This is a genomic window from Solwaraspora sp. WMMA2080 (genome assembly GCF_027497395.1).
Lineage (GTDB): Bacteria > Actinomycetota > Actinomycetes > Mycobacteriales > Micromonosporaceae > Micromonospora_E.
This window is the reverse complement of the sequence record NZ_CP114910.1, coordinates 3577184-3598482: the sequence shown is the minus strand read 5'-3', so window position 1 is coordinate 3598482 and position 21299 is coordinate 3577184. Positions and strand designations below refer to the sequence as shown.

At 69.8% G+C, this 21299-nt stretch carries 26 protein-coding genes; 10 read left to right on the top strand and 16 right to left on the bottom strand.

The window, feature by feature from the left end:
• Positions 1-114 precede the first annotated feature (114 nt).
• The 3 genes from O7543_RS16440 (at position 115) to O7543_RS16430 (ending at position 2917) form a co-directional block, all read left to right on the top strand.
• Positions 115-1578, top strand: coding sequence for a family 43 glycosylhydrolase (locus O7543_RS16440; protein WP_281553017.1), 1464 nt, complete (start codon positions 115-117; stop codon positions 1576-1578).
• A 62-nt stretch (positions 1579-1640) separates the two neighbouring features.
• Complete coding sequence (locus tag O7543_RS16435) at positions 1641-2204, top strand: exonuclease (protein WP_281553018.1); 564 nt, start codon at positions 1641-1643, stop codon at positions 2202-2204.
• A gap of 128 nt (positions 2205-2332) precedes the next feature.
• On the top strand, positions 2333-2917 hold the full coding sequence (locus O7543_RS16430; RefSeq protein WP_281553019.1) for a hypothetical protein: 585 nt from the start codon (positions 2333-2335) through the stop codon (positions 2915-2917).
• A 7-nt stretch (positions 2918-2924) separates the two neighbouring features.
• On the opposite strand, the gene O7543_RS16425 is transcribed toward O7543_RS16430, so the two are convergent.
• Complete coding sequence (locus O7543_RS16425) at positions 2925-3527, bottom strand: hypothetical protein (protein ID WP_281553020.1); 603 nt, start codon at positions 3525-3527, stop codon at positions 2925-2927.
• Positions 3524-3901 carry a DivIVA domain-containing protein gene (locus O7543_RS16420; protein WP_281553021.1) on the bottom strand — a complete coding sequence of 126 codons (378 nt, stop codon included), beginning with the start codon at positions 3899-3901 and terminating at the stop codon, positions 3524-3526. Before O7543_RS16420 ends, O7543_RS16425 begins: the two co-directional genes overlap by 4 nt.
• Positions 3902-4355: 454 nt before the next feature.
• Between O7543_RS16420 and O7543_RS16415 the strand changes: the two genes are divergently transcribed.
• The 3 genes from O7543_RS16415 to O7543_RS16405 are packed head-to-tail and all read left to right on the top strand — an operon-like array spanning position 4356 to position 5617.
• Complete coding sequence (locus tag O7543_RS16415) at positions 4356-5132, top strand: helix-turn-helix transcriptional regulator (protein WP_281553022.1); 777 nt, start codon at positions 4356-4358, stop codon at positions 5130-5132.
• Entirely contained in the window at positions 5123-5317 is a 195-nt protein-coding gene (locus tag O7543_RS16410) for a DUF397 domain-containing protein (protein WP_281553023.1), read from the top strand. Before O7543_RS16415 ends, O7543_RS16410 begins: the two co-directional genes overlap by 10 nt.
• A 60-nt stretch (positions 5318-5377) precedes the next feature.
• Positions 5378-5617: a hypothetical protein gene (locus tag O7543_RS16405; protein ID WP_281553024.1), complete on the top strand. Its 240-nt coding sequence runs from the start codon at positions 5378-5380 to the stop codon at positions 5615-5617.
• Between the two features lie 256 nt (positions 5618-5873).
• On the opposite strand, the gene O7543_RS16400 is transcribed toward O7543_RS16405, so the two are convergent.
• The 4 genes from O7543_RS16400 to O7543_RS16385 are packed head-to-tail and all read right to left on the bottom strand — an operon-like array spanning position 5874 to position 7401.
• On the bottom strand, positions 5874-6203 hold the full coding sequence (locus O7543_RS16400; protein WP_281553025.1) for a helix-turn-helix transcriptional regulator: 330 nt from the start codon (positions 6201-6203) through the stop codon (positions 5874-5876).
• A complete protein-coding gene (locus O7543_RS16395) occupies positions 6200-6571 on the bottom strand; it encodes a type II toxin-antitoxin system RelE/ParE family toxin (RefSeq protein ID WP_281553026.1) in 372 nt (123 codons plus the stop codon). The genes O7543_RS16400 and O7543_RS16395 overlap by 4 nt, the downstream gene beginning before the upstream one ends.
• 21 nt (positions 6572-6592) lie before the next feature.
• Positions 6593-6808, bottom strand: a complete 216-nt coding sequence (locus O7543_RS16390) for a hypothetical protein (RefSeq protein WP_281553027.1) — start codon at positions 6806-6808, stop codon at positions 6593-6595.
• Positions 6805-7401 carry a hypothetical protein gene (locus O7543_RS16385; protein ID WP_281553028.1) on the bottom strand — a complete coding sequence of 199 codons (597 nt, stop codon included), beginning with the start codon at positions 7399-7401 and terminating at the stop codon, positions 6805-6807. The genes O7543_RS16390 and O7543_RS16385 overlap by 4 nt, the downstream gene beginning before the upstream one ends.
• 9 nt (positions 7402-7410) lie before the next feature.
• Between O7543_RS16385 and O7543_RS16380 the strand changes: the two genes are divergently transcribed.
• The gene (locus O7543_RS16380; RefSeq protein ID WP_281553029.1) at positions 7411-7728 is read left to right on the top strand and encodes a hypothetical protein; all 318 of its coding nucleotides are present in this window, start codon (positions 7411-7413) and stop codon (positions 7726-7728) included.
• A 365-nt stretch (positions 7729-8093) separates the two neighbouring features.
• Here O7543_RS16380 and O7543_RS16375 read toward each other — a convergent pair whose 3' ends face one another.
• From O7543_RS16375 to O7543_RS16345, 7 genes are all read right to left on the bottom strand, one after another.
• Positions 8094-8420, bottom strand: coding sequence for a hypothetical protein (locus O7543_RS16375; protein ID WP_281553030.1), 327 nt, complete (start codon positions 8418-8420; stop codon positions 8094-8096).
• Positions 8421-8699: 279 nt separating this feature from the next.
• Positions 8700-9710 carry a LacI family DNA-binding transcriptional regulator gene (locus tag O7543_RS16370; protein ID WP_281553031.1) on the bottom strand — a complete coding sequence of 337 codons (1011 nt, stop codon included), beginning with the start codon at positions 9708-9710 and terminating at the stop codon, positions 8700-8702.
• Between the two features lie 61 nt (positions 9711-9771).
• The gene (locus tag O7543_RS16365; RefSeq protein WP_281553032.1) at positions 9772-11154 is read right to left on the bottom strand and encodes a GH1 family beta-glucosidase; all 1383 of its coding nucleotides are present in this window, start codon (positions 11152-11154) and stop codon (positions 9772-9774) included.
• Positions 11151-11924, bottom strand: a complete 774-nt coding sequence (locus O7543_RS16360; protein WP_123607253.1) for a carbohydrate ABC transporter permease — start codon at positions 11922-11924, stop codon at positions 11151-11153. Before O7543_RS16360 ends, O7543_RS16365 begins: the two co-directional genes overlap by 4 nt.
• 74 nt (positions 11925-11998) lie before the next feature.
• Complete coding sequence (locus O7543_RS16355) at positions 11999-12913, bottom strand: sugar ABC transporter permease (protein WP_281555402.1); 915 nt, start codon at positions 12911-12913, stop codon at positions 11999-12001.
• Positions 12914-13011: 98 nt separating this feature from the next.
• Positions 13012-14316, bottom strand: a complete 1305-nt coding sequence (locus O7543_RS16350; RefSeq protein ID WP_281553033.1) for an extracellular solute-binding protein — start codon at positions 14314-14316, stop codon at positions 13012-13014.
• 224 nt (positions 14317-14540) lie between these two features.
• Positions 14541-15302: a maleylpyruvate isomerase family mycothiol-dependent enzyme gene (locus O7543_RS16345; protein WP_281555403.1), complete on the bottom strand. Its 762-nt coding sequence runs from the start codon at positions 15300-15302 to the stop codon at positions 14541-14543.
• 69 nt (positions 15303-15371) lie between these two features.
• On the opposite strand from O7543_RS16345, the gene O7543_RS16340 reads away from it, so the two are divergent.
• The gene (locus O7543_RS16340) at positions 15372-16493 is read left to right on the top strand and encodes a UDP-N-acetylmuramate dehydrogenase (protein ID WP_281553034.1); all 1122 of its coding nucleotides are present in this window, start codon (positions 15372-15374) and stop codon (positions 16491-16493) included.
• Between the two features lie 21 nt (positions 16494-16514).
• Here O7543_RS16340 and O7543_RS16335 read toward each other — a convergent pair whose 3' ends face one another.
• The 3 genes from O7543_RS16335 to O7543_RS16325 all read right to left on the bottom strand — a co-directional run bounded on the left by O7543_RS16335 (position 16515) and on the right by O7543_RS16325 (position 19139).
• Positions 16515-17408, bottom strand: a complete 894-nt coding sequence (locus O7543_RS16335; RefSeq protein WP_281553035.1) for an IS982 family transposase — start codon at positions 17406-17408, stop codon at positions 16515-16517.
• Positions 17409-17472: 64 nt separating this feature from the next.
• Complete coding sequence (locus O7543_RS16330; RefSeq protein WP_281553036.1) at positions 17473-18354, bottom strand: class I SAM-dependent methyltransferase; 882 nt, start codon at positions 18352-18354, stop codon at positions 17473-17475.
• Positions 18351-19139: an SDR family oxidoreductase gene (locus tag O7543_RS16325; RefSeq protein WP_281553037.1), complete on the bottom strand. Its 789-nt coding sequence runs from the start codon at positions 19137-19139 to the stop codon at positions 18351-18353. Before O7543_RS16325 ends, O7543_RS16330 begins: the two co-directional genes overlap by 4 nt.
• A 189-nt stretch (positions 19140-19328) precedes the next feature.
• Between O7543_RS16325 and mshA the strand changes: the two genes are divergently transcribed.
• Both mshA and O7543_RS16315 read left to right on the top strand, forming a co-directional pair.
• Positions 19329-20693: a D-inositol-3-phosphate glycosyltransferase gene (mshA, locus tag O7543_RS16320; RefSeq protein WP_281567136.1), complete on the top strand. Its 1365-nt coding sequence runs from the start codon at positions 19329-19331 to the stop codon at positions 20691-20693.
• A gap of 11 nt (positions 20694-20704) precedes the next feature.
• Positions 20705-21220 carry a YbjN domain-containing protein gene (locus tag O7543_RS16315; RefSeq protein ID WP_281553039.1) on the top strand — a complete coding sequence of 172 codons (516 nt, stop codon included), beginning with the start codon at positions 20705-20707 and terminating at the stop codon, positions 21218-21220.
• The last annotated feature ends 79 nt before the right edge of the window (positions 21221-21299 follow it).

Below are 21299 nucleotides of genomic sequence, written 5' to 3'. Positions count from 1 at the left end.
TCCGCCGACTGCCCCGCCGGATTGTTTCGTATAGATGACGAACCCTCTTGACCCTGGCTGTGTGAGCGCTAACACTGTTCGTATCGAAGAGGATGATTGCGAAGGGTGTCGGTTATGAGGCGATCGCGATCCACGGTCAACTGGCTGGCGGCGACAACCGCCGCCCTGGTGACTGCGGCCACCACCACCGCCGTGGTCGCCGCCGCCCCGGCTGCTGTCACGGCGGCGGTCCCGCCCGCCGTCCAGTTCACCAACCCGATCGTCGAACAGCGGGCCGACCCGCACGTGCACCGGCACACCGACGGGTACTACTACTTCGTCGCCACCGTCCCCGAGTACGACCGGATCGTCATGCGCCGGGCCACCACCCTGCAGGGCCTGGCCGCCGCCACCGAGCGGGTGATCTGGCGCAAGCACTCGACCGGCGAGATGGGCGCGCACATCTGGGCACCCGAGCTGCACTTCATCGACGGCAGGTGGTACATCCACTTCGCCGCCGGCCGGGCCGAGGACATCTGGGCCATCCGCCCGTACGTGCTGGAGTCCTCTGCCGCCAACCCGCTCGACGGACCGTGGACCGAACGCGGCCAGATCCAGCCCTCGCGCCCCGGCTTCTCACTGGACGCCACCACGTTCGTCCACAACGGAGTGCGCTACCTGGCCTGGGCCGAGTACGCCGGCAGCAACTCCAACATCTACCTGGCGCGGATGGTCAACCCGTGGACGTACACCGGCACCCCGGTCATGATCAGCACCCCGACGTACGCGTGGGAGACCCGCGGCTACCGGGTCAACGAAGGCCCGGCGGTGATCATCCGCAACGGCCGGGTCTTCATGACCTACTCGGCCAGCGCCACCGACGCCAACTACGCCGTCGGGCTGCTCACCGCGTCGGCGAGCAGCAACCTGCTGAACGCGTCATCGTGGACCAAGAGCCCGAACCCGGTGCTGGCCAGCAACAGCCGGACCGGCCAGTGGGGGCCGGGGCACAACTCGTTCACCGTCGCCGAGGACGGCAGCGACGTGATCGTCTACCACTCCCGCAACTACGAGCGGTACCTCGGCAACGGCTACGACCCGCTGAGTGACCCCAACCGGCGTACCCGGGTGCAGAAGGTCTACTGGAACGCCGACGGCACACCGAACTTTGGCGTACCGGTGCCGGACGGTGCCACCCCGGTCCGGCTCAGCGCCCACGACCAGCCGGACCGCTACCTGCGGCACTGGGAGTACCGGGTCCGCCTTGAGGCGAATGTAACGAATTTGGCCGATTCGCAGTTCCGGGTCGTCCCCGGGCTGGCCAACTCGGCCGGTGTCTCGCTGGAGTCGACCAACTTCCCCGGCTACTACCTGCGGCACCGCAACCACCAGATCTGGGTGGAGGCCAACGACGGGTCGAGCCTGTTCCGGCAGGACGCCACCTTCATGGCGCGAGCCGGGCTGGCCGACGCCGGCAAACTGTCGCTGGAGTCGGTCAACTTCCCCGGCCAGTACGTCCGCCACCGCGACGGCCTGTTCTACCTGGAAGCCGTACCGGACGCCGCCGGCCGCGCCTCGGCCACCTTCACCGTCAGCTGACCCGACCGCCAACACCCGGCACCGTACGACAGCGCGCCACCAGCTGGGCGTACGGTGCGGGGGTGGCACAAGCGGAGATCTACGTCAGCACGGACGTCGAGGCGGACGGGCCGATCCCCGGCCCGCACTCGATGTTGAGCTTCGCCTCGGCGGCGTACACGGCAGGCAAGGAACTGGTCGGCACGTTCAGCGCCAACCTGGTCACACTGCCCGGTGCCAGCGGTGCGCCGCAGACGATGGCGTGGTGGGAGACACAGCCGGAGGCGTGGGCGGCGTGCCGGGCAGACCAGGAGGAGCCAGCGGCGGCGATGGCCCGCTACACCGAATGGCTCGCCCAGCTGCCGGGGCGGCCGGTGTTCATCGGTTACCCGGCGGCGTACGACTTCATGTTCGTCTACTGGTACCTGATCCGCTTCACCGGATCGAGCCCGTTCTCCCACTCGGCGCTGGACATAAAGACGTACGCCATGGCGCTGCTGGGCACGGGCTACCGGACGACGTCGAAGCGGACCATGCCCCGCGAGTGGTTCGGCGAGCACGACCATGAGCATGTCGCCCTGGACGACGCGATCGAGCAGGGCGCGCTGTTCTGCGCCATGCTCGCCGCCAACCCTGCGACCCGCTGACGCGGCAACCCGCTTCTGCACTGATGTGAGGCTGAGATACCTATCGCCGCCAAGTTAGGGTGTCTCAGCCTCACATCGTGTGCCGGCGATACCGTCACACCCGCGCGACGCGCCAAGAAGGTGACGCGATGCGACAAGCTGTCTGGCTGCTCGACGTCGACGGAGTCGTCAACGTGACCCGCCCCGGCTGGGGCGCGGCACCGTGCAACGGCACCGCACATGTCGGCGCGGTGGAGTATCGGCTGCGGTGGGCACCGGCGCTCATCGACCGGATCCGGGCGATGCACCGGGCCGGCGCGGTCGAGATCCGCTGGTGCAGCACCTGGTGCGTCGAGGCGGACCAGGTGGAACGTCTCTTCGGCCTGCCTCGACTCGGACGCAGCTGGACCCACGAGATGTCCACGTCGACCGCTGCGGGGGCGAAGCTTGGCGCCGCACGTGAGGTCGTCGCGCAGGGACGGCCGCTGATCTGGACCGACGACGCCGAGACGCCGACCGGTGGCCCCGTGTACGAAGAACTCACCGCCAGCGGGCGGGCGCTCCTGATCGCTCCGCTGCCGAATCGTGGACTTCAGCCAGCGCACCTGGATCAGATCGAAGCCTTCGTTGCGAGCGCTGCCGCCAGTGCTGAGGTGGACGAAACTGCTGCCCTGCATACAGCGCGGCGGCTACTCGGTGAGCCCGCAGAGTCATCCGCCGACCTGATCGGCTGACCTGTCCCTACCGTCCATCGACGTCGAGGATTCCGCTCCAGTCGCGGCTGATCGACATCAGCTCGTTGACGTCGGCAGCTGAGTGCCGCCGGCCGTGGCGCGGAAGCCGACGCTCGAACGGTACGGGGATGGGGGTGTCCGGCTCCGCGGGGATCAGATCGCCGAGAGCGTCGGGCAGCGAGCTCAGCAAGTCGGCGACCGCCTGTTCGACGGTGTCCTGGGTGAGCACGCCGGTGGGGCGACCGCCGACGGTGACCGTCAGGCCGAGGCGGAGCGCCACAGCGATTGCTGTCGCCGGCGACGGTGGGTGGGTGCTGTCCGGTGGACCCGTTGTCCGGCCGAGCCACAACCGCCACGGGTCGATCGACTCGGCAGCGATCGCCTCGGCTTCCAGGGCGTACCGCTGGTCGGCCGGCAGGTCGGGCCGCCACTGCCTGGGGAGTTGCAGCCAGGTGGCGAGAACCGGCTCGTCCGGGGCCTCCGGGTCGTAGAGGTGGGCGACGCCGGCCGAGACGACCGCACCGGTGTCGACGTTGGCGACCGTGAGCACCAACTGGGCGCGCCGTGCTCCGTCGCCGGCCGAGCCCGGCCCGGTGTGTCGCTCGGTCACCGGTAGCCGGACGGGGAGGCCGTCGGGGCATGGCCACTCTGCCAGCGGCGCAACGCGTCCTTGATCCGGTCGTTCTGCTCCCAGGTGCGGTCCAACTCGGCGTACACGATGGCCAGGTCGTGGGCTACCCGGTCGAGGAACGCGGCGACGTCGGCCGGGTCGAGCCCGCCCCGGCCGGTGATGCCGCTGACCGAGCGGAAGTGCTGGCTGCGGACCTGCCAGGGCCGGATCGGCCGGTACCCGGTCGGTCGCTGGTTGCGGCTGTTTCCGGGTACGCGGTACACGCCGTTGCCGCCGGGCCAGTCGCGCGGTGGCAGGGACACCATCCGACGCCGTTGCCGTCGCATCCGCCACCGTCGCCACAGTTCTCGCATCGCGCTTTCCTCCCCTTGCGTGTCAGGTGTGTGGAAGGGGTGGCCCGGCCGCATTGCCGAACCGGCCGGGCCACCCCGCCCCAATCGCCGCAGCCCTCCTTGGCAGTACGGCAACCAGGGCAGTCTTCGATTCACGGCGGATCGATCGGATAAGGGCCCGGGGCGCGTGCGTACTCCATTTCGGTGTTACTTGCGGGAACGCGGTGTCGGCCGCGTCGTGGCCACGGACCAGCACCGGAGCGGCCATGGCACGGGGGTTCCTGGCTGTTCCGGTGTTGACGGACGTGGCCGTGAAATGGTTTTCTCGCACGCGCCCCGGGGGCTCGGTCCTCCGTGGATCTCGCTTTCTCATCTTCCTACCCCTCTACCCTGGACTATCCACCCCATGCAATGGAAGATGTGGGAGTCGGAGGGTTCTCGGAGAGATCCTACGAATCTGATAAGGGGGCCGATAATGATCGACTTGCAGGAGGCCATCCGCAAGGAGCGGACCGCGCGAGGGCTGTCGCAGGAGCAGCTCGGCGCGCTGGTCGGGGTGAGTGGGTCGTCGATCGGCAGCTACGAGGCGGGGCGGCTCATCCCGGTGCCGGCGATCGCCAAGGCACTCGACGGCGTCTTCGAGACCGGCGACCGGATTCAGCGGCTGGCGGCCCATGCGCGCGGGCAGTCGATCGCGCCGTTCCTGCGCTCGTGGGCCGAGAACGAGGCGCAGGCGAGCATCCTGCGCTACTTCGAACTCTCCGTCGTGCCGGGGCTGTTGCAGACCGAGGCGTACGCCCGACAGTTGCTCACCGACGTCGGCCCGGTCGACGATGTCGAGACGGCGCTGGCCAACCGACTGGCCCGGCAGGAGATCATCACCCGGGCGGATAATCCGGCGCACTTCGTCGCGGTGCTCGACCGGTCGGTGCTGCATCGGCAGGTCGGCTCGCCCGACGTGATGGTGGAGCAGTTGACCGCGCTGGCCGCCGCCTGTGACCGGCCCAACGTGCGGGTGCACGTCGTGCCGGCGACCGCCGGGGCGTACGCCGGGCTCAACGGTCCGTTCGTGCTGGGAACGGTGCACGACCGGAGAGTGGGCTACCTGGACACCCACTTCGGCGGCGAGCCCATCGACGATCCGCAACGGGTGCGTCGGCTCGAACAGGTGTGGGAGGATGTCCGCAGCCACGCCCTGCCCATCGCGGAGTCCCGCGAGATGATCGAGAAAGCGGCGCTGACATGGAGCTGACCGGCACCCCGCGCTTCCGCAAGTCGACCAGGTCCAACGGTGCCGGCGGCGCGTGTGTCGAGGTCGCCGACAACCTGCCCGGCGCGGTGCTGGTACGCGACAGCAAGGACCAGACCGGCCCGGTACTCACCTTCGCCCCCGCCGCCTGGTCCACCTTCGTCACCCACCTCGCCACCCACCCCTGACCTCAGTTCCGCGGCTCGGCAACTGGCTGACGATGGCGTGACCGGATCTGAGGAGGCGATGTGGCTCCGGCGGTTCGGTTTCTGCTGATCACGACGGAGCAGATCGTTGTCGTCGTGGTCGCGTTCGCCTTCGTGATGACACTGCTGTTCGACCGGGCGGGCTGGTGGGAGTTCGGTTGGCTCGTTGACCTGCTGCCGCTGCTCACCACGATCGTCGTCATGGCCGTCCGGCGCACGTGCTGCCGACGTTCGAGGACCATCAGCGGTCGACCGGAGACCAAGGGAACATCGTCGACCTGATCGGGCTGTTCCCGGGCGAGGCCGACATCGAGCTTGTGGCCACGCGGTCACGTGATCTCGTCCGGCTGGCGGACCTGTGATGATGTGGTCGCCTGGGGCGGCCAGCTCAGCCTCGACACCGACTCGACCGTTTCCGTGGCAGCGCCTGTTGACTCGCTGCCAGGCTTGGCCGGGGCGCGGTAAAGAGCCTCCGCGTCACGCATCAGCAGGTCTGTAGCGGCTCGGTGCCTACTCTGCTCCGGGTCTCGTGGGCTGGTCAGGCAACCCGCAGGGTGAGCGGACCACGGGACACTACGATCGAAACCTCGGCACCCAGCGCCTCGGCGTACGCGCGCAGTGTGTCCAGGCTGTCGACCTGGCCATGCTCGATCTGGGAGATCCTGGCCTGACTCACCCCGAGTGCCACAGCTACTTCGGCCTGGGTGAGCCCGGCAGACTTACGCATCTCGGCCAACTCGTGTCCCCGGATGCGGCCGATATTCTCGCCGCGAATCGCGGCCCGCTGCGCCTGTGCTTCCTCACTGGCGAGCCACGGCTGTCGGGTGACCGCCTCAGCCTTCACATCGCTCCACCGACGGGCCGTCATGACCCCTCCCCACTCTTGCGCTCGACCAGATACTCCTCGTACCGCGCCTCCGCGACCGGGACGTTCTCCCGGTACCACTGGTTCCATCGGCCCGCCTTGTCGCCAGCGACCAGGATCACCGCGTCCCGTTCGACATCGAAGGCGAACTGCAGACGTATCTCCGAGCGCCCGGCAGAGCCCGGCCGCAGCTCCTTCAGATTGTGCAACCGACTGCCGTGGATCCGGTCGACCATCGGCCGGCCAAGCCCAGGGCCTTCCTCCGCCAGGTGGTCGATCGCCTCCATGACCCGGTTGGCGGAGGTCGGGTCCGACTCGCACAGCCTGAGGTACCACTCCTCAACCGGGGCGACCAGCACGACGTCCCACATGCCCCGAGTATAAACCATGCCTTATATCAGGTGGTCAACCCGCAGCTGCTGAAGTGCGCCTTCCAGTCTATGGTTCACCGCCAGCGGACGGTACGACCTGACTGCGGTCGTGGTGGCGCGGGCGAGCCGCCGGGCGGCGTAGCCGGCCAGGCCGGACAGCCGCAGCAGGCCACCGACCGCCGACATCGCCGCCCTGGCGGCCGGGGTGGCGGGGGCGAGAGCCGAGGCGTCGATCACCGACGGGGCGCCGCTGGCCTGCCAGGCCGCGAAGAGTTCGCCGCTGCCATGGCGGCGGTGGTGACCACGTCGCCGTCGGGGGTGGTCAACCGCTCGGCGGCACCACCGGCCCGGGTGCGTACCAATCGGTCCTGCCGCACCTTGCGGCCGCCGTCGAGCACCCCGTGCACGATGGTGGCGGCGAGGGCTTTGCCGAGGGCACCCGGTTTGACCTCGACCGACGCGACTGCGTCGACGCGTACCCGGGAAGGTTTCTCCTCGGCCGCCAGCAGATGCAGCAGGATGCTCTCGGTCGCGAGCACGCCGAAGCCCGCGCCGTAGACCAGCGTGCGACCGGTCGCCGCCGCCTCCCGGTGCATGGCGTGCAGCGACTCGAACGCGCTCAGTTCGTTGCCGACGTCGACGTAGTGGGTGCCGGCCGGGCAGGCCCGCGCGACCAGCGGCGCGGTGGCCGCGAACGGGCCCACCGTGTTGATCACGACGGCCGGCGCCTCACTGGCCAGCCGGGCACAGACCTCGTCGAGTGAGCCGGTCACCGCCCGGGGGTCCGGAACCGTCCGGGTCGGCCGCTCCCGGTCGCGGCCGACCGCCACCACACCTCGGTGCCTGCCTGCCGCAGTCTCGACTACCTGTTACGCCGACGGGCCGTGATCGACGCCGAACCGGCTCTGCACGAGCGCGAGCTACGCAAGTTTGCGCTGCTGTCGGCGGCACTGGAGCAGGGCTTCCGCGATCGCGGCATCGACGATCTGACCGCCCGGCTGGCCGCCGAGATCGCGGTGACCACGTTCCGGACCGCGGTGACCCGCTGGCTCGACCAGCACGGCGACCCCGACCAGCACGGCGACCCCGACCTCCCCGCCACCATCGACCAGACCCTGGCAGCGATGAGACACCTGGTCGGTACGCCGTCGGCGTGAGGCCGGAACCTCGGATGTTGCCCGCCGTAGCGGCCGCTGAGGGGCGAGCCTGGTCGGCCCAGCCAGTTGGCCAGGTTGACGATGGCCTTTTGTAACGACATGCGTGCGAGATGTCACGCTTGCGGGGTCGGGAATGCCGGTTGAGCTGATGCCACAGGTGCATCAAGATGCACCTGTGGCATCAGGTCGTCGGAGGCACCATGAGGTACCGGAAGTTTGCCGACCCGCCCGACCCGCCGACCCGAAGCCCCAAGCAGGAAGCAGGAAGCACGAGGCCCGGGGCGCGAGGTCCGGGGCCGGGAAGGGCGCGCCGGCCCACTGCCAGGTGGGCCGGCGCAATTGTTCCGATCTTCAAGAATTGCTGGTCAGTAGCAGAGCAGGGTGACGTTCGCAGTGTAGTAGTAGTCGCTGATCTGGGTCACGTACGAGTTGACGACAAAGCAGTCGATGAAGGGGTTGTAGCCGTCAATCTGCGCCCAGATCTCGGCCTGGTACCTGGCGTTGTACACTGCGCTGCTCGCGCTGCTTCCGCTGCCGTAGCCGTAGTAGTAGCCGACCGCAGCCGTGCTGGCGGACGTGGTGCTGGCCTGGGCGTTGGACGACGACTCGGCGGCGACCGCGGCGGTCCCGGTGGCGGCCATCGCGCCCACGACCATCGCCGCGGTGACGGCGACTCTTGCGAGAGTACGCACGGATGTCCCCTTCCTGTTGCGGATTTGATTTCACGGTAACAGTGGCATTCGTGCTCGGCAATGCCTTGTCGTTATTCGGCTCGCGGCGGCGGGGCTGGGGTGACCTGCGACAACTACGAAAAGTCGAAATTGAATTGCGGTTGACCAGTGGTTTTGTGAACTGCGTTTATCTGCATGATCTCGCAAACCGCGCGTACCCAGTCAGGCGAGGGCAGGCGAGGTCAGTCAGGGTCAGAGCGGGACCGGGGCGCGGACCGGGAGCGGACCGGGAGCCGGACCTCAGGCGGAGTCGCGCCGGACGAGTTCGGTGGGCAGCACCACAGCCGGCCCGACGGCCTCGCCGTCGGCCAGCCGCAGTAGCAGCCGGGCCAGCGTCCGGCCGATCTCCTGGATCGGCTGGCGGACGGTGGTCAGCGCCGGGTCCAGGTAGCCGGCCATCTCGATGTCGTCGAAACCGATGATCGCGACGTCGTCGGGCACCCGGCGGCCGGCTTCCCGCAGCGTACGGATGGCACCGTGGGCCATCAGGTCGGAGGCGACGAAGACGGCGTCCAACGCCGGGTCGTCCTCGAGGAGCTGACGCATCGCGACCGCACCCGACTCGCGGGTGAAGTCGCCGGCGGCGACCAGCGACCGGCCACCGGTCTCCCGGATCACCGTCCGGTAGCCGGCGAGCCGGTCCACCCCGGCGATCATGTCCTGCGGGCCGGCGATCGTCGCCACCCGCCGCCGGCCGGATTCGAGCAGGTATCGGACCGCCCGCTCGGCACCGGCCTCGTTCTCCACGTCCACGTACGGCACTCCGGCGCTGACCTGGCCCATCGGTCGGCCGCTGCACACCACCGGCAGGCCGCTGCGGGCCAGGGTGCCGGGCATCGGGTCGACGCCGTGGATCGAGGCGAACATGACTCCGTCGACGTGTCGGCCCAGGGCGTAGCGCTCGACCCGGTCGTGGCTGCCGACCGAGCCGGACATCATCAGCACCAGCTGCTTGTCGGCCGCCTCCAGCTCCTGGCTGACGCCGTGGATGATGCCGGGGAAGACCTGGTCGTCGGAGAAGACCCGGGTGGCGGTCTCCGGCAGGATCAGCCCCATCGAGTCGGTGCGCTGGGTGACCAGGCTGCGGGCGGCCAGGTTGGGGACGTACCCCAGCTCCTGGACCGCCCGTCGAACCGCGTCCTGAATCGGTTCGGCAACTGTGGTGGAGCCGTTCACCACGCGCGACACGGTGGCCCGGGACACGCCGGCCCGGCGGGCCACTGCCTCCAGCGTCGGACGTTCCCTGGCCATGCTCACACCTGTGCTCCCCGTCTGTGAAAGGTGCCACCCCACCTCGGTGAACGCCAGCGGCTCAGCCGATGCCGTTGCGGCGGATCACCTCTTGGTACCACCGTGCGCTGGCCTTTGGCACCCGCCGCTGGGTCAGGTAGTCCACGTACACGATGCCGAATCGCTTGGCGTAGCCGTACGACCACTCAAAGTTGTCCAGTAGGGACCACACGAGGTAACCGCGCAGATCGACCCCGGCGGCGATCGCGGCGTGCGCGGCCCGCAGATGCCCGTCCAGGTAGGCGACCCGGTCGCTGTCGTCGACCCGGTCGCCGTCGGGATGCAGCTGGTCGGGGAACGCGGCGCCGTTCTCCGTGATGATCATCGGTACGCCCGGGTAGTCCCGCCCCAGTTTACTCAGCAGCGCGGTCAGCCCGGACGGCTGGATCTGCCAGCCCATGTCGGTCAGCGGCGGCTCCGGGGCGATGAACTCGATGCCCTCGGTGCCGGGGAACGCCCCGCCACCACCGGGTGCGCCGTCGCGGGCGGCCAGGTAGGTGGGGGAGTAGTAGTTGATACCGAGCAGGTCGATCGGCGCACTGATGATCTTCTCGTCGCCGTCGCGGATGTGGTCCAGACTGGTGAACCGGCTGACGTGGTCGAGGATGCGCTGCGGGTAGCCGCCGCGCAGGATCGGGTCGAGGAAGATCCGGTTTTGCAGGTCCTCGACCAGCTCGACCGCCTTGGCGTCGGCTTCGCTGGCCGGGTCGGCGGGGAACGCCGAGGTCGGATTGACCGTGATCCCGACGGTGGACGCGCCGGCGGCGCGCAGCGCCTGGTTGGCCAGCCCGTGGCCGAGCAGCAGGTGGTGCACGGTCTGGAAGGTGGCGGCCGGGTCGGTGCGGCCCGGGGCGTGCACCCCGGCGCCGTAACCGAGGTACGCCGAGCACCACGGCTCGTTGAGCGTGGTCCAGGTCTGGACCCGGTCGCCGAGCCGGGCGTACACGGCCCGCGCGTACTCGGCGAAGGCCTCGGCCGTCTCCCGGTTGGTCCAGCCGCCCCGGTCCTCCAGGGTCTGCGGCAGGTCCCAGTGGTAGAGGGTGACGATCGGCTCGATGCCGCGCCCGCGCAGTTCGTCGACGAGCCGGTCGTAGAAGTCCAGCCCGTGCGGGTTGACCGGGCCGGTGCCGTCCGGCTGTACGCGCGGCCAGGCGATGGAGAACCGGTAGGTGTGCAGCCCCAGTTCGGCCATCAGCGCCACGTCGTCGCGGTAGCGGTGGTAGTGGTCGCAGGCCACGTCCCCGGTGTGCCCGGCGTGCACCTTGCCCGGCGTACGGCTGAACGTGTCCCAGATCGACGGGCCGCGACCGGCTTCCCGGGCGGCGCCTTCGATCTGGTACGACGCGGTCGCCGCGCCCCAGATGAACGAGTCGGGGAATCGTACGGGCTGGTTGGAGTTCGTCACGCCTTGACAGCACCTTCCATGATGCCGCCGATGATCTGACGGCCGAAAATGATGAACACGATCAGTAGTGGCAGCGTAGCGAGCGCCGTACCGGTGAAGACCTGCGACATGTCGTTGTAGTAGCCGTTCGACAGCGCCCGCAGCGACAACTGCACGGTGGGGTTCTCCGGGTCGTTGAGCACCGCGTACGGCCAGAGGAAGTCGTTCCACATGGTCATGAAGGTGAGCAGGCCGAGCACGGCGGCGGCGGGGCGCAGCGCCGGCAGCACCACGTTCCAGTAGATCCGTAGCGTGGAGCAGCCGTCGACCCGGGCTGCCTCGATCAGTTCGGTGCTGACCGCCTGGCTGGCGTACTGCCGCATCAGGAACACCCCGAAGCCGGTGACCAGCGCCGGCACGATGACCGCGGCGAGCCGGTCGTTCCAGTCCAGCTGGCTCATCAGCATGTACAGCGGGATGACGCCGAGCTGGGTCGGCACCATCATCGTCGCGATGATCACCAGCAGCAGGGCGTTGGAGCCCTTGAACCGCAGTTTGGCGAAGGCGAACCCGGCCAGCGACGAGAACAGCACCACGGAGAAGGTGACGGTGCCGGCGACGATCGCCGAGTTGATCATGCCGGTGAGGAAGTACGCGTCCGGATTGTTGAACAGCCGCTCGATGTTGCCCGGCAGGTTGCCGCCCGGGGTCAGCGGCGGCGGGATCTGCCCCATCGCGTCGCTGGACCGGGTGGCGACCACGAACATCCAGTAGATCGGGAAGATCGACATCAGCCCGGCGACGATCAGCGTCGCGTACGTCAGTTTGCTGGCGCTCCACAGGTGCTGACTGGCTTTCACGGTGCTCACCCCTGCTTCCGGGTGCTGTTGCCGAGCCGGCGGATCACCAGCACGTTGATCAGCGAGATGACGACGATCAGGGCGAACAGCATCCAGGCGATCGCCGAGCCGTAGCCGAAGTTGAAGTGCGGCGCGAACGCGTTCTCGAACATGTACATGGTCATGGTCTGCGACTCGCGCAGCGGCCCACCCCGGATCGGGTTGGGGCCGGAGTTGAACAGCAGCGGCTCGGTGAACAACTGCAGCCCGCCGATGGTGGAGATGATGACGCAGAAGACGATCGTCGGCCGCAGCATCGGCACGGTGATCGACCAGAACTGCCGGGCGGGTCGCGCGCCGTCGATCGCCGCCGACTCGTACAGGTCCTTCGGAATGGACTGCATCGCGGCCAGGAAGATCAGCGCGTTGTAGCCGGTCCACCGCCAGTCGACCATCGTCGAGATCGCCACCCAGGCGCCGAACCGGGTGTTACGCCAGTCGACGGCGTCGACGCCGACCAGGTCCAGCGCCCAGTTGATCATGCCGAACTCGCGGCTGAACAGCTGGCCGAAGACGATCGCGACGGCCGCCGTCGAGGTGATGTTCGGGATCAGGATGCTCATCCGGAACGAGGTGCGGGCCCGCAGCTGCCGGTTCAACAGGTGGGCCAGCCAGAGCGCCAGCAGCAGCTGCGGCACGGTGGAGATGACGAAGATGCCCAACGTGTTGAGCACCGAGTTCCAGAAGTCGCCGTCGCCGAGCAGCCGGCTGTAGTTGTCGAAGCCGACGAACGGGTGCTCGGCGGCGAGCAGGTCCCAGTCGTGCAGCGACACCCAGAACGTGTAGCCCAGCGGGTAGGCGCCGAAGATCGCGAACAGCACGAAGAACGGCGCGATGTACAGGTACGGGGATGCTTTGGTGTCCAGCCGGGCCAGCCACAGCCGGGGCCGCCGGTGCGGCGGCTCGGGCTGTCGCCGGGCCGGCCGGGTGGCGTCGGCGGCCGGCTGCCCCGGCTCGACCTGCGCCACCCGGCCCGCGGTCACTTCTCGGCCGCCGTCTTGGCGTTGTTCACCGCGTCGGTCCAGCCCTCGTCGGGCGTACGCTGACCCAGCTCGACCGTACGGACGGCGTTCTCCACCTCGGTGCGGACCGCCTGGTTCTTCGGTCCCATGTAGACCGGCTTGAGGTTCTTGGCGCCCTCACCGAAGATCTGCCCGATCGGGGCGTCGTTGAAGTACTCGCTGGTCGCCTCCAGGATCGCCGGATCGTCGAGCGCCTGCGGCGACGACGGCAGCGGGCCCTTGGCCTTGAACGCCCCGATGTGCCCCTCCGGGCTGGTCAGGAACTTGACCAGCTTGACGGCTTCCTCCTGGTGCTCGCTCTGCGCCGGCACCGCCAGGTGCGATCCGCCCCAGTTGCCGCCGTCACCGGGCACCTTGGCGATGTCCCATTTGCCGGCCGCCTCCGGGCCGGCGTTGCCCTCGATGACCCCGGTCATCCAGGCGGGGCAGGCGATGGTGGCGAACTTGGCCTGCTTGAACGCGGCCACCCACTCGTCGGACCAGGCACCGTACTTGCCGCTCAGATCGGAGTCGATGATGTCCATGGTGATGTCCCAGGCCTGCTTGACGGCCGGGTTGGTGTCGACGACGAGGTTGTCGTCGAGGTCGTAGTAGTGGTAACCCTCGGCGGCACCGGCGGTCTGCAGCACGATCGTGTTGAATGTCTGGGTCGCCGCGTCCAGGAACGACGCGCCGGTGTCGGCCTCGATGAACCGCCCGCCGACGGAGATGTAGTCCTGCCAGGTCGGCCAGAGCGCGGAGACCTCGTCGCGGTCGGTCGGCAGCCCGGCGGCCTCGAACAGGTCGGTGCGGTAGCACATCGCCATGCCGCCGACGTCGGTGCCGAGCCCGATCAACTGGCTGCCGTCGGCGGTCAGCGCCTGGTCCCACTTCCACGGCATGAAGTTGCCTTCGAGCTCGGCGGCGCCGTGGTCGAGCAGGTTCACGAAGTTCTGCGGATTGGCCTTGTACTCGATGAGCAGGCCCTCCTCGATGGCGACGACGTCGCCTGCACCCTTGCCGGCGGCCAGCCACTGGGTCAGCTTGGGGGAGTACTCGTCAAGGTTGGTACCGGTGCCCCGTTCGACGATCTTGATCCCGGGGTTCTCGGCCTCGTACTGCTTGTACAGCTCCTCATAGCCGAACTGGCCGAAGACGTCGACGGTCAGGGTGATGGTGCCGTCGTCGGCGGCTTCGTCGCCGCCGCAGCCGGTAGCTGCGGCGAGCACGGTGACCGCGGCGGCGGTCGCGGTGACCAGTCGGCGGCGTGAATCGGTGCCCATGGATTGACCCCTCTCGGATCCAGGCATGGTGGGGTGCGGAAACTGCGTGTTTGCTGGCTGGCTCTCTGTCGACCCTGGCGGCCTGACCGACTGGCCGGGCGTGGTCGGTGAGAGCGCTCTCACGAGAGTGGGAGGTCAATCACTGCCTGTCAAGAGAGCGTTCTCAGAACGTTGCCGGCGCGTTACCTACCCCGGAGCCGACGGACGGAAGAGCGGGCAGTGGGTCAGCCGACCCGCAGCGCGTCCAGCAGCGCTGCGTCGCCGGAGACGTCCAGCACGTCGAACTGCACCCGACCCCAGAGTGCGAGGAGCAGGTCACTCGCGGTGCCGGTGGCCAGGGTCCGGGTGTGGTGATCATCGGAGTCGAGGATCGTGTCGGTGTCCAGCAGCGCCATACCCTCGCCCCGCAACCGGACGTACCACTCCTGTTCGGCGTCGGTCGCCACCAGATGCGCCACTCCGTACGCTGGCTGGCGCCTGCGCCGCCGGCCCGCCGGCAGCCAGGAGTCCAGCACCTCGCTGATCCCGTCGGCGGCCAGCTTCGCCTCCACCGGCTCCACCCCGGCGATCGCCGTCTGCGCGTCCCAGCGGTGCACCGCGGTCTCGTGCGCCATCCGCCGGACCCAGAAGCCCACCTTCTTGGCTTGCGGCGCCCAGTTCCATGCCGGTATCTCCGGGTCGAGCCCGTCCAGCAGGGTGACCAGCGCGTCGAACTCCTGCTGCCACCAGCCGACCGCCTCGGCCCCGTCGGGTTTGGCAACCACCGGCGGCCGCTCCTCCCGCGGATCGGCGACACCGCGCGACACGGTCTCCCGCACCCACACGTACACGACGCCGAGATGGTGCACCAGGTCGACGACCGTCCAGTCCGGGCAGGACGGCACCGGCGCGTCCAGCGGCACCTGGGCGATCGCGGCCCGGAACGCCGGACCGTCCGCCCGTAGTGCGCCGAGCCAGAAGTCCTTGGAGCCGTGCAGCCTGCTCATCATGATCCTCCGGGTCGAGCCGACAGCCAGTGGCGTGGCGCGGGTGGAATCCAGCCTAGGGTGAGGGGTGTGCCTGACGTTAGTGCCCACGCGCCATCTGCTGAAGACCCGACGGCCCTTGCGCCGTTGGCACGCTATACCACGCTCGCCCTCGGCGGCCCGGCCGACCGGCTGGTCACCGCGACCACCGCCGACGAGTTGACCGAGGCGGTCCGTGACGCCGGCCGGCGCGGGGAGCAGATCTTGCTGCTCAGCGGCGGCAGCAACGTGGTCATCGGCGACGACGGCTTCCCCGGCACGGTGATCCTGGTCCGCTCCACCGGGTTCCAGGTGGTCACCGAGGAACCGGCGAGGGCTGGTGGTCCGGCCACCGTCACCATTCGGGTCGAGGCTGGCGAGCCGTGGGACGACCTGGTCGCGGCGACCGTCGCCGCCGGCTGGTCCGGGGTGGAGTGCCTGTCCGGCATCCCGGGCGCTGCCGGCGCCACCCCGATCCAGAACGTCGGCGCCTACGGTCAGGAGGTCGCCGAGACCGTGCAGGCCGTGCACGTGCACGACCGGCTCACCGACGAGCGGTACGCGTTGCCTGCCGCCGACTGCCGGTTCGCCTACCGCGACAGCCTGTTCAAACGCAACGACCGCTACCTGGTGCTGGCGGTGGACTTCCAACTGGCCCGCAGCGAACTGTCCACCCCGGTGCGCTACGCCGAGCTTGCCCGCAGCCTCGGCGTCGCCGTCGGTGACCGGGTGCCGCTGGCCGACGCCCGTGCCGCCGTGCTGCGGCTACGGGCCGGCAAGGGGATGGTGCTCGACGCCACCGACCCGGACACCCGCTCGGTGGGCTCGTTCTTCACCAACCCGGTGCTGGACGCCGCCGCCGCGCGGCGGTTCCACGCCCGGGTCGCCGCCGCCGGGACGGGCGAGCCGGCGACCTGGCCGGTCGCCGGTGGCGACGCGGTCAAGGTCAGCGCGGCGTGGCTGATCGACAAGGCCGGGTACGGCAAGGGCTACCCGGGTGGCGACGCGCCGGTCGCCATCTCCAGCAAGCACACCCTGGCACTCACCCACCGGGGCGGCGGCAGCACCGCCGCGCTGCTCGACCTGGCCGGCACCATCAGGGACGGGGTCCGCGACCGGTTCGGCGTCGCACTGCACCCGGAGCCGGTCCTGATCAACTGCTCGTTCGACTAGACGAGTTGTTCCGAAGTCCCGTCAGTGGTCGTAGGCGATCAGGGACCGGGTGACGGGTGCGCCGGTCTTGTTGTTGTGCCAGATCGCGGCGGCCATCGCGAGGAGTCGCTGGGCCACCCGTACGGCGACGCCGACGAAGGTCCGCCCACCGTGTTCCTCAAGATCAAGCTGGCCCTTGAGGGTGTCGTTGACCGACTCGATCAGCTGCCGGACCTTCTTGAGCATCGGTTCGCCGTAGCGGGCCTTCTCCCGCTTGCGTGACGGGCGTAGCAGGGTGATGCCCTGGTCGGCGAGTTCCCGCTCGAGTGGTCCGGACGCGAAGCCCTTGTCGCTGATCAACAGGATGCCGTCGTGTTCGGCGACGACACCGGCCTCGACCTCCAGCATCGCGGCGAGGACCTCCCGCTCGCCGATCTTCGGGTTCGCCAGGGCCCACAGGATCGGCATCCCGGTCGGGGTGCAGACCAGGTACAGGCGCAGTCCCCAGAAGAACCGGGAGTGGGAGGCGCAGTAGCCGTATCCGGCCCAGCCGGCCAGGTCCGAACGTTGCACGGTGGGGCGGGACATGCCGCACGGCACCGGGGTGGAGTCGACGATCCAGTGGTTGTCGAACCAGAAGTCGCTGTCGCGGGCCAGGTTCCGGATCGTCTTCTTGATCAGCGGGAGGGCGGCGCGGAGCCGTTTGTTGTAGCCGGGCCGCTGCGGTAGGTAGGGGAACATGCCGGCCAGGTGGACCCGGGCGTAGCGGATCCAGTGGGCTTCGGAACGGGCGCCGAGCAGGACCTGCGCCACGGCCAGGCAGACCAGTTCGGAGTCGGTCAGCAGTGGTGGTCTGCCGCGCCACCGGGGCGTGCGGATGCTGTCGTCGATCTTCACGTACAGTGCGGTCAAGAGGGTGTCCAGGTCTTGCGTCACAACATGATCTTGGATGCCCTCTCCTCATGCCCGGACATCGACCCCTGACTTCGGAACTACTCGTCTAGCTGACCCGCCGGCAGGATTCGACCGTTGCGCCGTCGGTCGGGGCCACCGCCGACCAGGGCACGGTCAACTCGCCGAGCCGCCACCGCGCCGGTCGGTCCAGCACCGGCCAGCCGCCGTCCCGCAGCGCCGACACCGTGTGCAGCCAGCGCTGCCGTGGCCCGTACGGCCTATAGCCGGCCGCCGCCCGCCAACTCTCGTCGAGCGCCCGCAGCAGCGCGTGCACCCGCTCGCCCGGCACGTTGCGGTGGATCAGCGCCTTCGGTAGCCGTTCGGCGAGCACCGCCGGCCCGCCGCCGGCCGGGCCGGCCAGGGTGGCCAACCGGCCGGCCAGGGTCAGCGAGACCGGCCCGGTGGCGTCGAGCAGCACCCAGGAGCAGACCCGGCCCGGCTCGTCGCAGGTCCCCTCGACCAGCAACCCGCCGGGGGCCAGCGCGGCGCGCATCGTCGCCCACGCCGTTGCGACGTCGGACTCGGCGTACTGGCGCAGCACGTTGAACGCGCGGACCAGCACCGGCCGAAGTCCGGCCAGCTCGAATCCACCCCGGCCGAAGATCAGTTCTGGTGGCGTGGCAGCCGGAGCCGCCGCCGTGACCCGGTCCGGGTCGATCTCCAGCCCGACCACCCGCACGTCCGGCCGCACCGCCCGCAGCCGGGCGGCCAGTTCGACGGTGGTCACCGGATGGGCACCGAAACCCAGGTCGACAACCAGCGGTGGACCGGCCGAGTCCGTCAGCGCCGGCCCGCAGCGGTACGCGATCCACCGGTCGGCCCGGCGCAGTCGGTTCGGTGCGGTGGTGCCCCGGGTGACCTCGCCGACCGGCCGTGCCGGGTCGGTCGCGCGGGCTCCGCCCGGCCGGGCCGCCCGCCCCCCGCTCACCCGGGCAGCACCCGATGCACCTTGTGCTGCGCTGCCTGGGCCAACGGGCGGACCACCAGCCGGTCCACGTTGACGTGCGGCGGGCGGGTGACGCACCAGGCGACGCAGTCCGCGATGTCGTCGGCGACCAGCGGCTCGGCCACCCCGGCGTAGACCGCGTCGGCCCGCGCGGTGTCCCCGCCAAACCGGTTCACGCTGAACTCGTCGGTACGCACCATGCCCGGATCGATCTCGACCACCCGGACCGGCCGGCCGCACAGCTCCAGCCGTAGCGTCTCGGTAAGCGCGGTCTGGCCGTGCTTGGCTGCGGTGTAGCCGCCACCGCCCTCGTAGACGACCTGCCCGGCGGTGGAGCCGATCACCACGACGGTGCCGGCCCCGCTGGCGGTCAGCGCCGGTAGCAGAGCCTGGGTGACCCGCAGCGTGCCGAGCACGTTCACCTCGTACATCCACCGCCAGTCGGCCACCGGTGCGGACTCGACCGGGTCCAGCCCGCGCGCCCCGCCGGCGTTGTTCACCAGCAGGGTGACCCGCCCGGGCGGGTCACCCTGCTGGGCCAACCCGCTGACCGCCTGCGCCAGCCCGGCCACCGACCCGTCGTCGGTGACGTCGCAGGTCACCGCAGTGGCGGCCCCGCCGTTGTCGCGAATCGAGTCGACCAGGTCGGCGAGCCGGTCGCCGCGGCGGGCGGCGGCGACCACGTGGAAGCCCTCGGCGGCCAGCCGGCGGGCGGTGGCCGCGCCGATCCCGCTGGACGCTCCGGTGACGATGGCGATCGGTGTCATCCCGCCATTGTCGCCGCTCGGCGGCTCGGGACGATCGCCGCCGGTCGGCCCCGGGCGTCGCCGCCGGCGAGAGGTGGATCACCTCCACCCGCTGTAGTGCGGCATGTCGCTGCCAGTACCGGGAAGATGTGACGGGTCGTCCTGGTTGGTGGCGTTGGCTGCGATCAGGCGAGCGGAGGGAGCGACGTGGTGCAGGTGGGTCAGGCCGGGCAGGGTGACAACCAGCCGCCGCCGCGTCCCCGTCGGGTCGCGACACTGTCGGTGCACACCTCTCCGCTGGACTCGCCGGGCACCGGCGACGCCGGCGGCATGAACGTCTACATCGTCGAGGTGTCCCGGCGGCTGGCCGAGGCCGGCGTGGAGGTCGAGATCTTCACCCGGGCGACGGCGGGCGGCGTACCGCCGGTGGTGGAGATGGCACCCGGCGTACGGGTGCGGCAGGTGATCTCCGGCCCGCTGGAACCGCTGCCGAAGGAGGACCTGCCGGCGCAGCTCTGCGCGTTCACCGCCGGGGTGCTGCGGGCGGAAGCCGCCCGGGCACCCGGCTACTACGACCTGATCCACTCGCACTACTGGCTCTCCGGGCAGGTCGGGTGGCTGGCGAAGGAGCGCTGGGGGGTGCCGCTGGTGCACACCGCGCACACTCTCGCCAAGGTCAAGAACGCCCGGCTGGCAGCCGGTGACCGGCCTGAACCGGCCTGCCGGATCATCGGCGAGGAACAGGTGGTCAGCGAGGCGGACCATCTGGTGGCCAACACCAGGACCGAGGCCGGCGAGTTGATCGACTGGTACGGCGCCGGGGCGGACCGGGTGTCCGTGGTCGAACCGGGCGTCGACCTGGACCGGTTCCGGCCCGGCCCACCCGGACGGGAACAGGCCACCAGGGCGGCCGCCCGACGGCGGTTCGGCCTGCCGGTCCGCGGCCATCTGGTGGCGTTCGTCGGCCGAATCCAGCCGCTGAAGGCACCCGACGTACTGCTGCGCGCGGTGGCTGCACTACGTCGGCGGGATCCGGGCGCGGTCGCCGATCTCACGGTGGTGGTCGCCGGTGGCCCCAGCGGAACCGGTCTGGACCAGCCGCGGGCTCTGATCGACCTGGCGAGATCGCTGGGAGTGGACGATCTGGTGCAGTTCATGCCGCCGCTGGCCCGTACCGACCTGCCGGCCCTGTTCCGGGCCGCCGACCTGGTCGCGGTGCCGTCGTACAACGAATCGTTCGGTCTGGTCGCCCTGGAGGCTCAGGCCTGCGGCACGCCGGTGCTGGCCGCCTCCGTCGGTGGACTGGTCACCGCGGTCCGCGACGGGCGCAGCGGAGTGCTGGTCGCCGGGCACCGCCCGGAGGACTGGGGCCGGGCGATCGGCGATCTGCTGGCCGCCCCGGCGTTGCGGGACCGGCTCGGGCGGGGCGCGGTGGAACACGCCCGGCAGTTCTCCTGGGCACGCACTGCGGCCGGGCTGCTCGACGTCTACGGTGGGGCGGTGCGGGCGTACCGCGCGGCGACCGCCGCCGGGATGTCCCGGGACGCCGACGCCCTGTCGGCGAGCGTGGGCTGACCAGGAGTGCGATGAGCGGACGAGCCGAGGTGGCGGCGCTGATCGAGGCGGTCTGCGCCGAGCGCGAGCTGAGCTGGGAACCGACCGGTGACCTGTCGTACGCGGTGACGTTGCCGGGCACCCACAAGCTGAAGACGGTGTGCAATCTGATCGTCGGCGAGCAGGCGCTGCGAATAGAAGCATTCGTGATGCGGCAGCCCGATGAACGGCGTACCGAGTTGTGGACCTGGCTGCTGCGACGCAACGCCCGGATGTACGGTGTCGCCTTTTCGATCGACGCGGTCGGCGACATCTACCTCACCGGTCGTGTCGGGCTGGCCGGTATCACCGAAGACGAACTGGACCGGATACTCGGCTCGGTGCTCACCTATGCCGACGAGTCATTCGACGCGATGCTGGAGATCGGCTTCGGTTCGGCGATCCGCCGCGAGTGGGAATGGCGGGTCAAGAGAGGTGAATCGCTGGCGAACCTGCGCGCCTTCGCGCACCTTTTCGACGACAAGACGCCGGAGGATCCAGGTTTGTAGGGAGCCAGCAGGGTACTGCTCGCATGGTGGCGTAATCGTCGCCCACTGCCCCCCGCAGGGACACTGTCAAAGGGAGTGA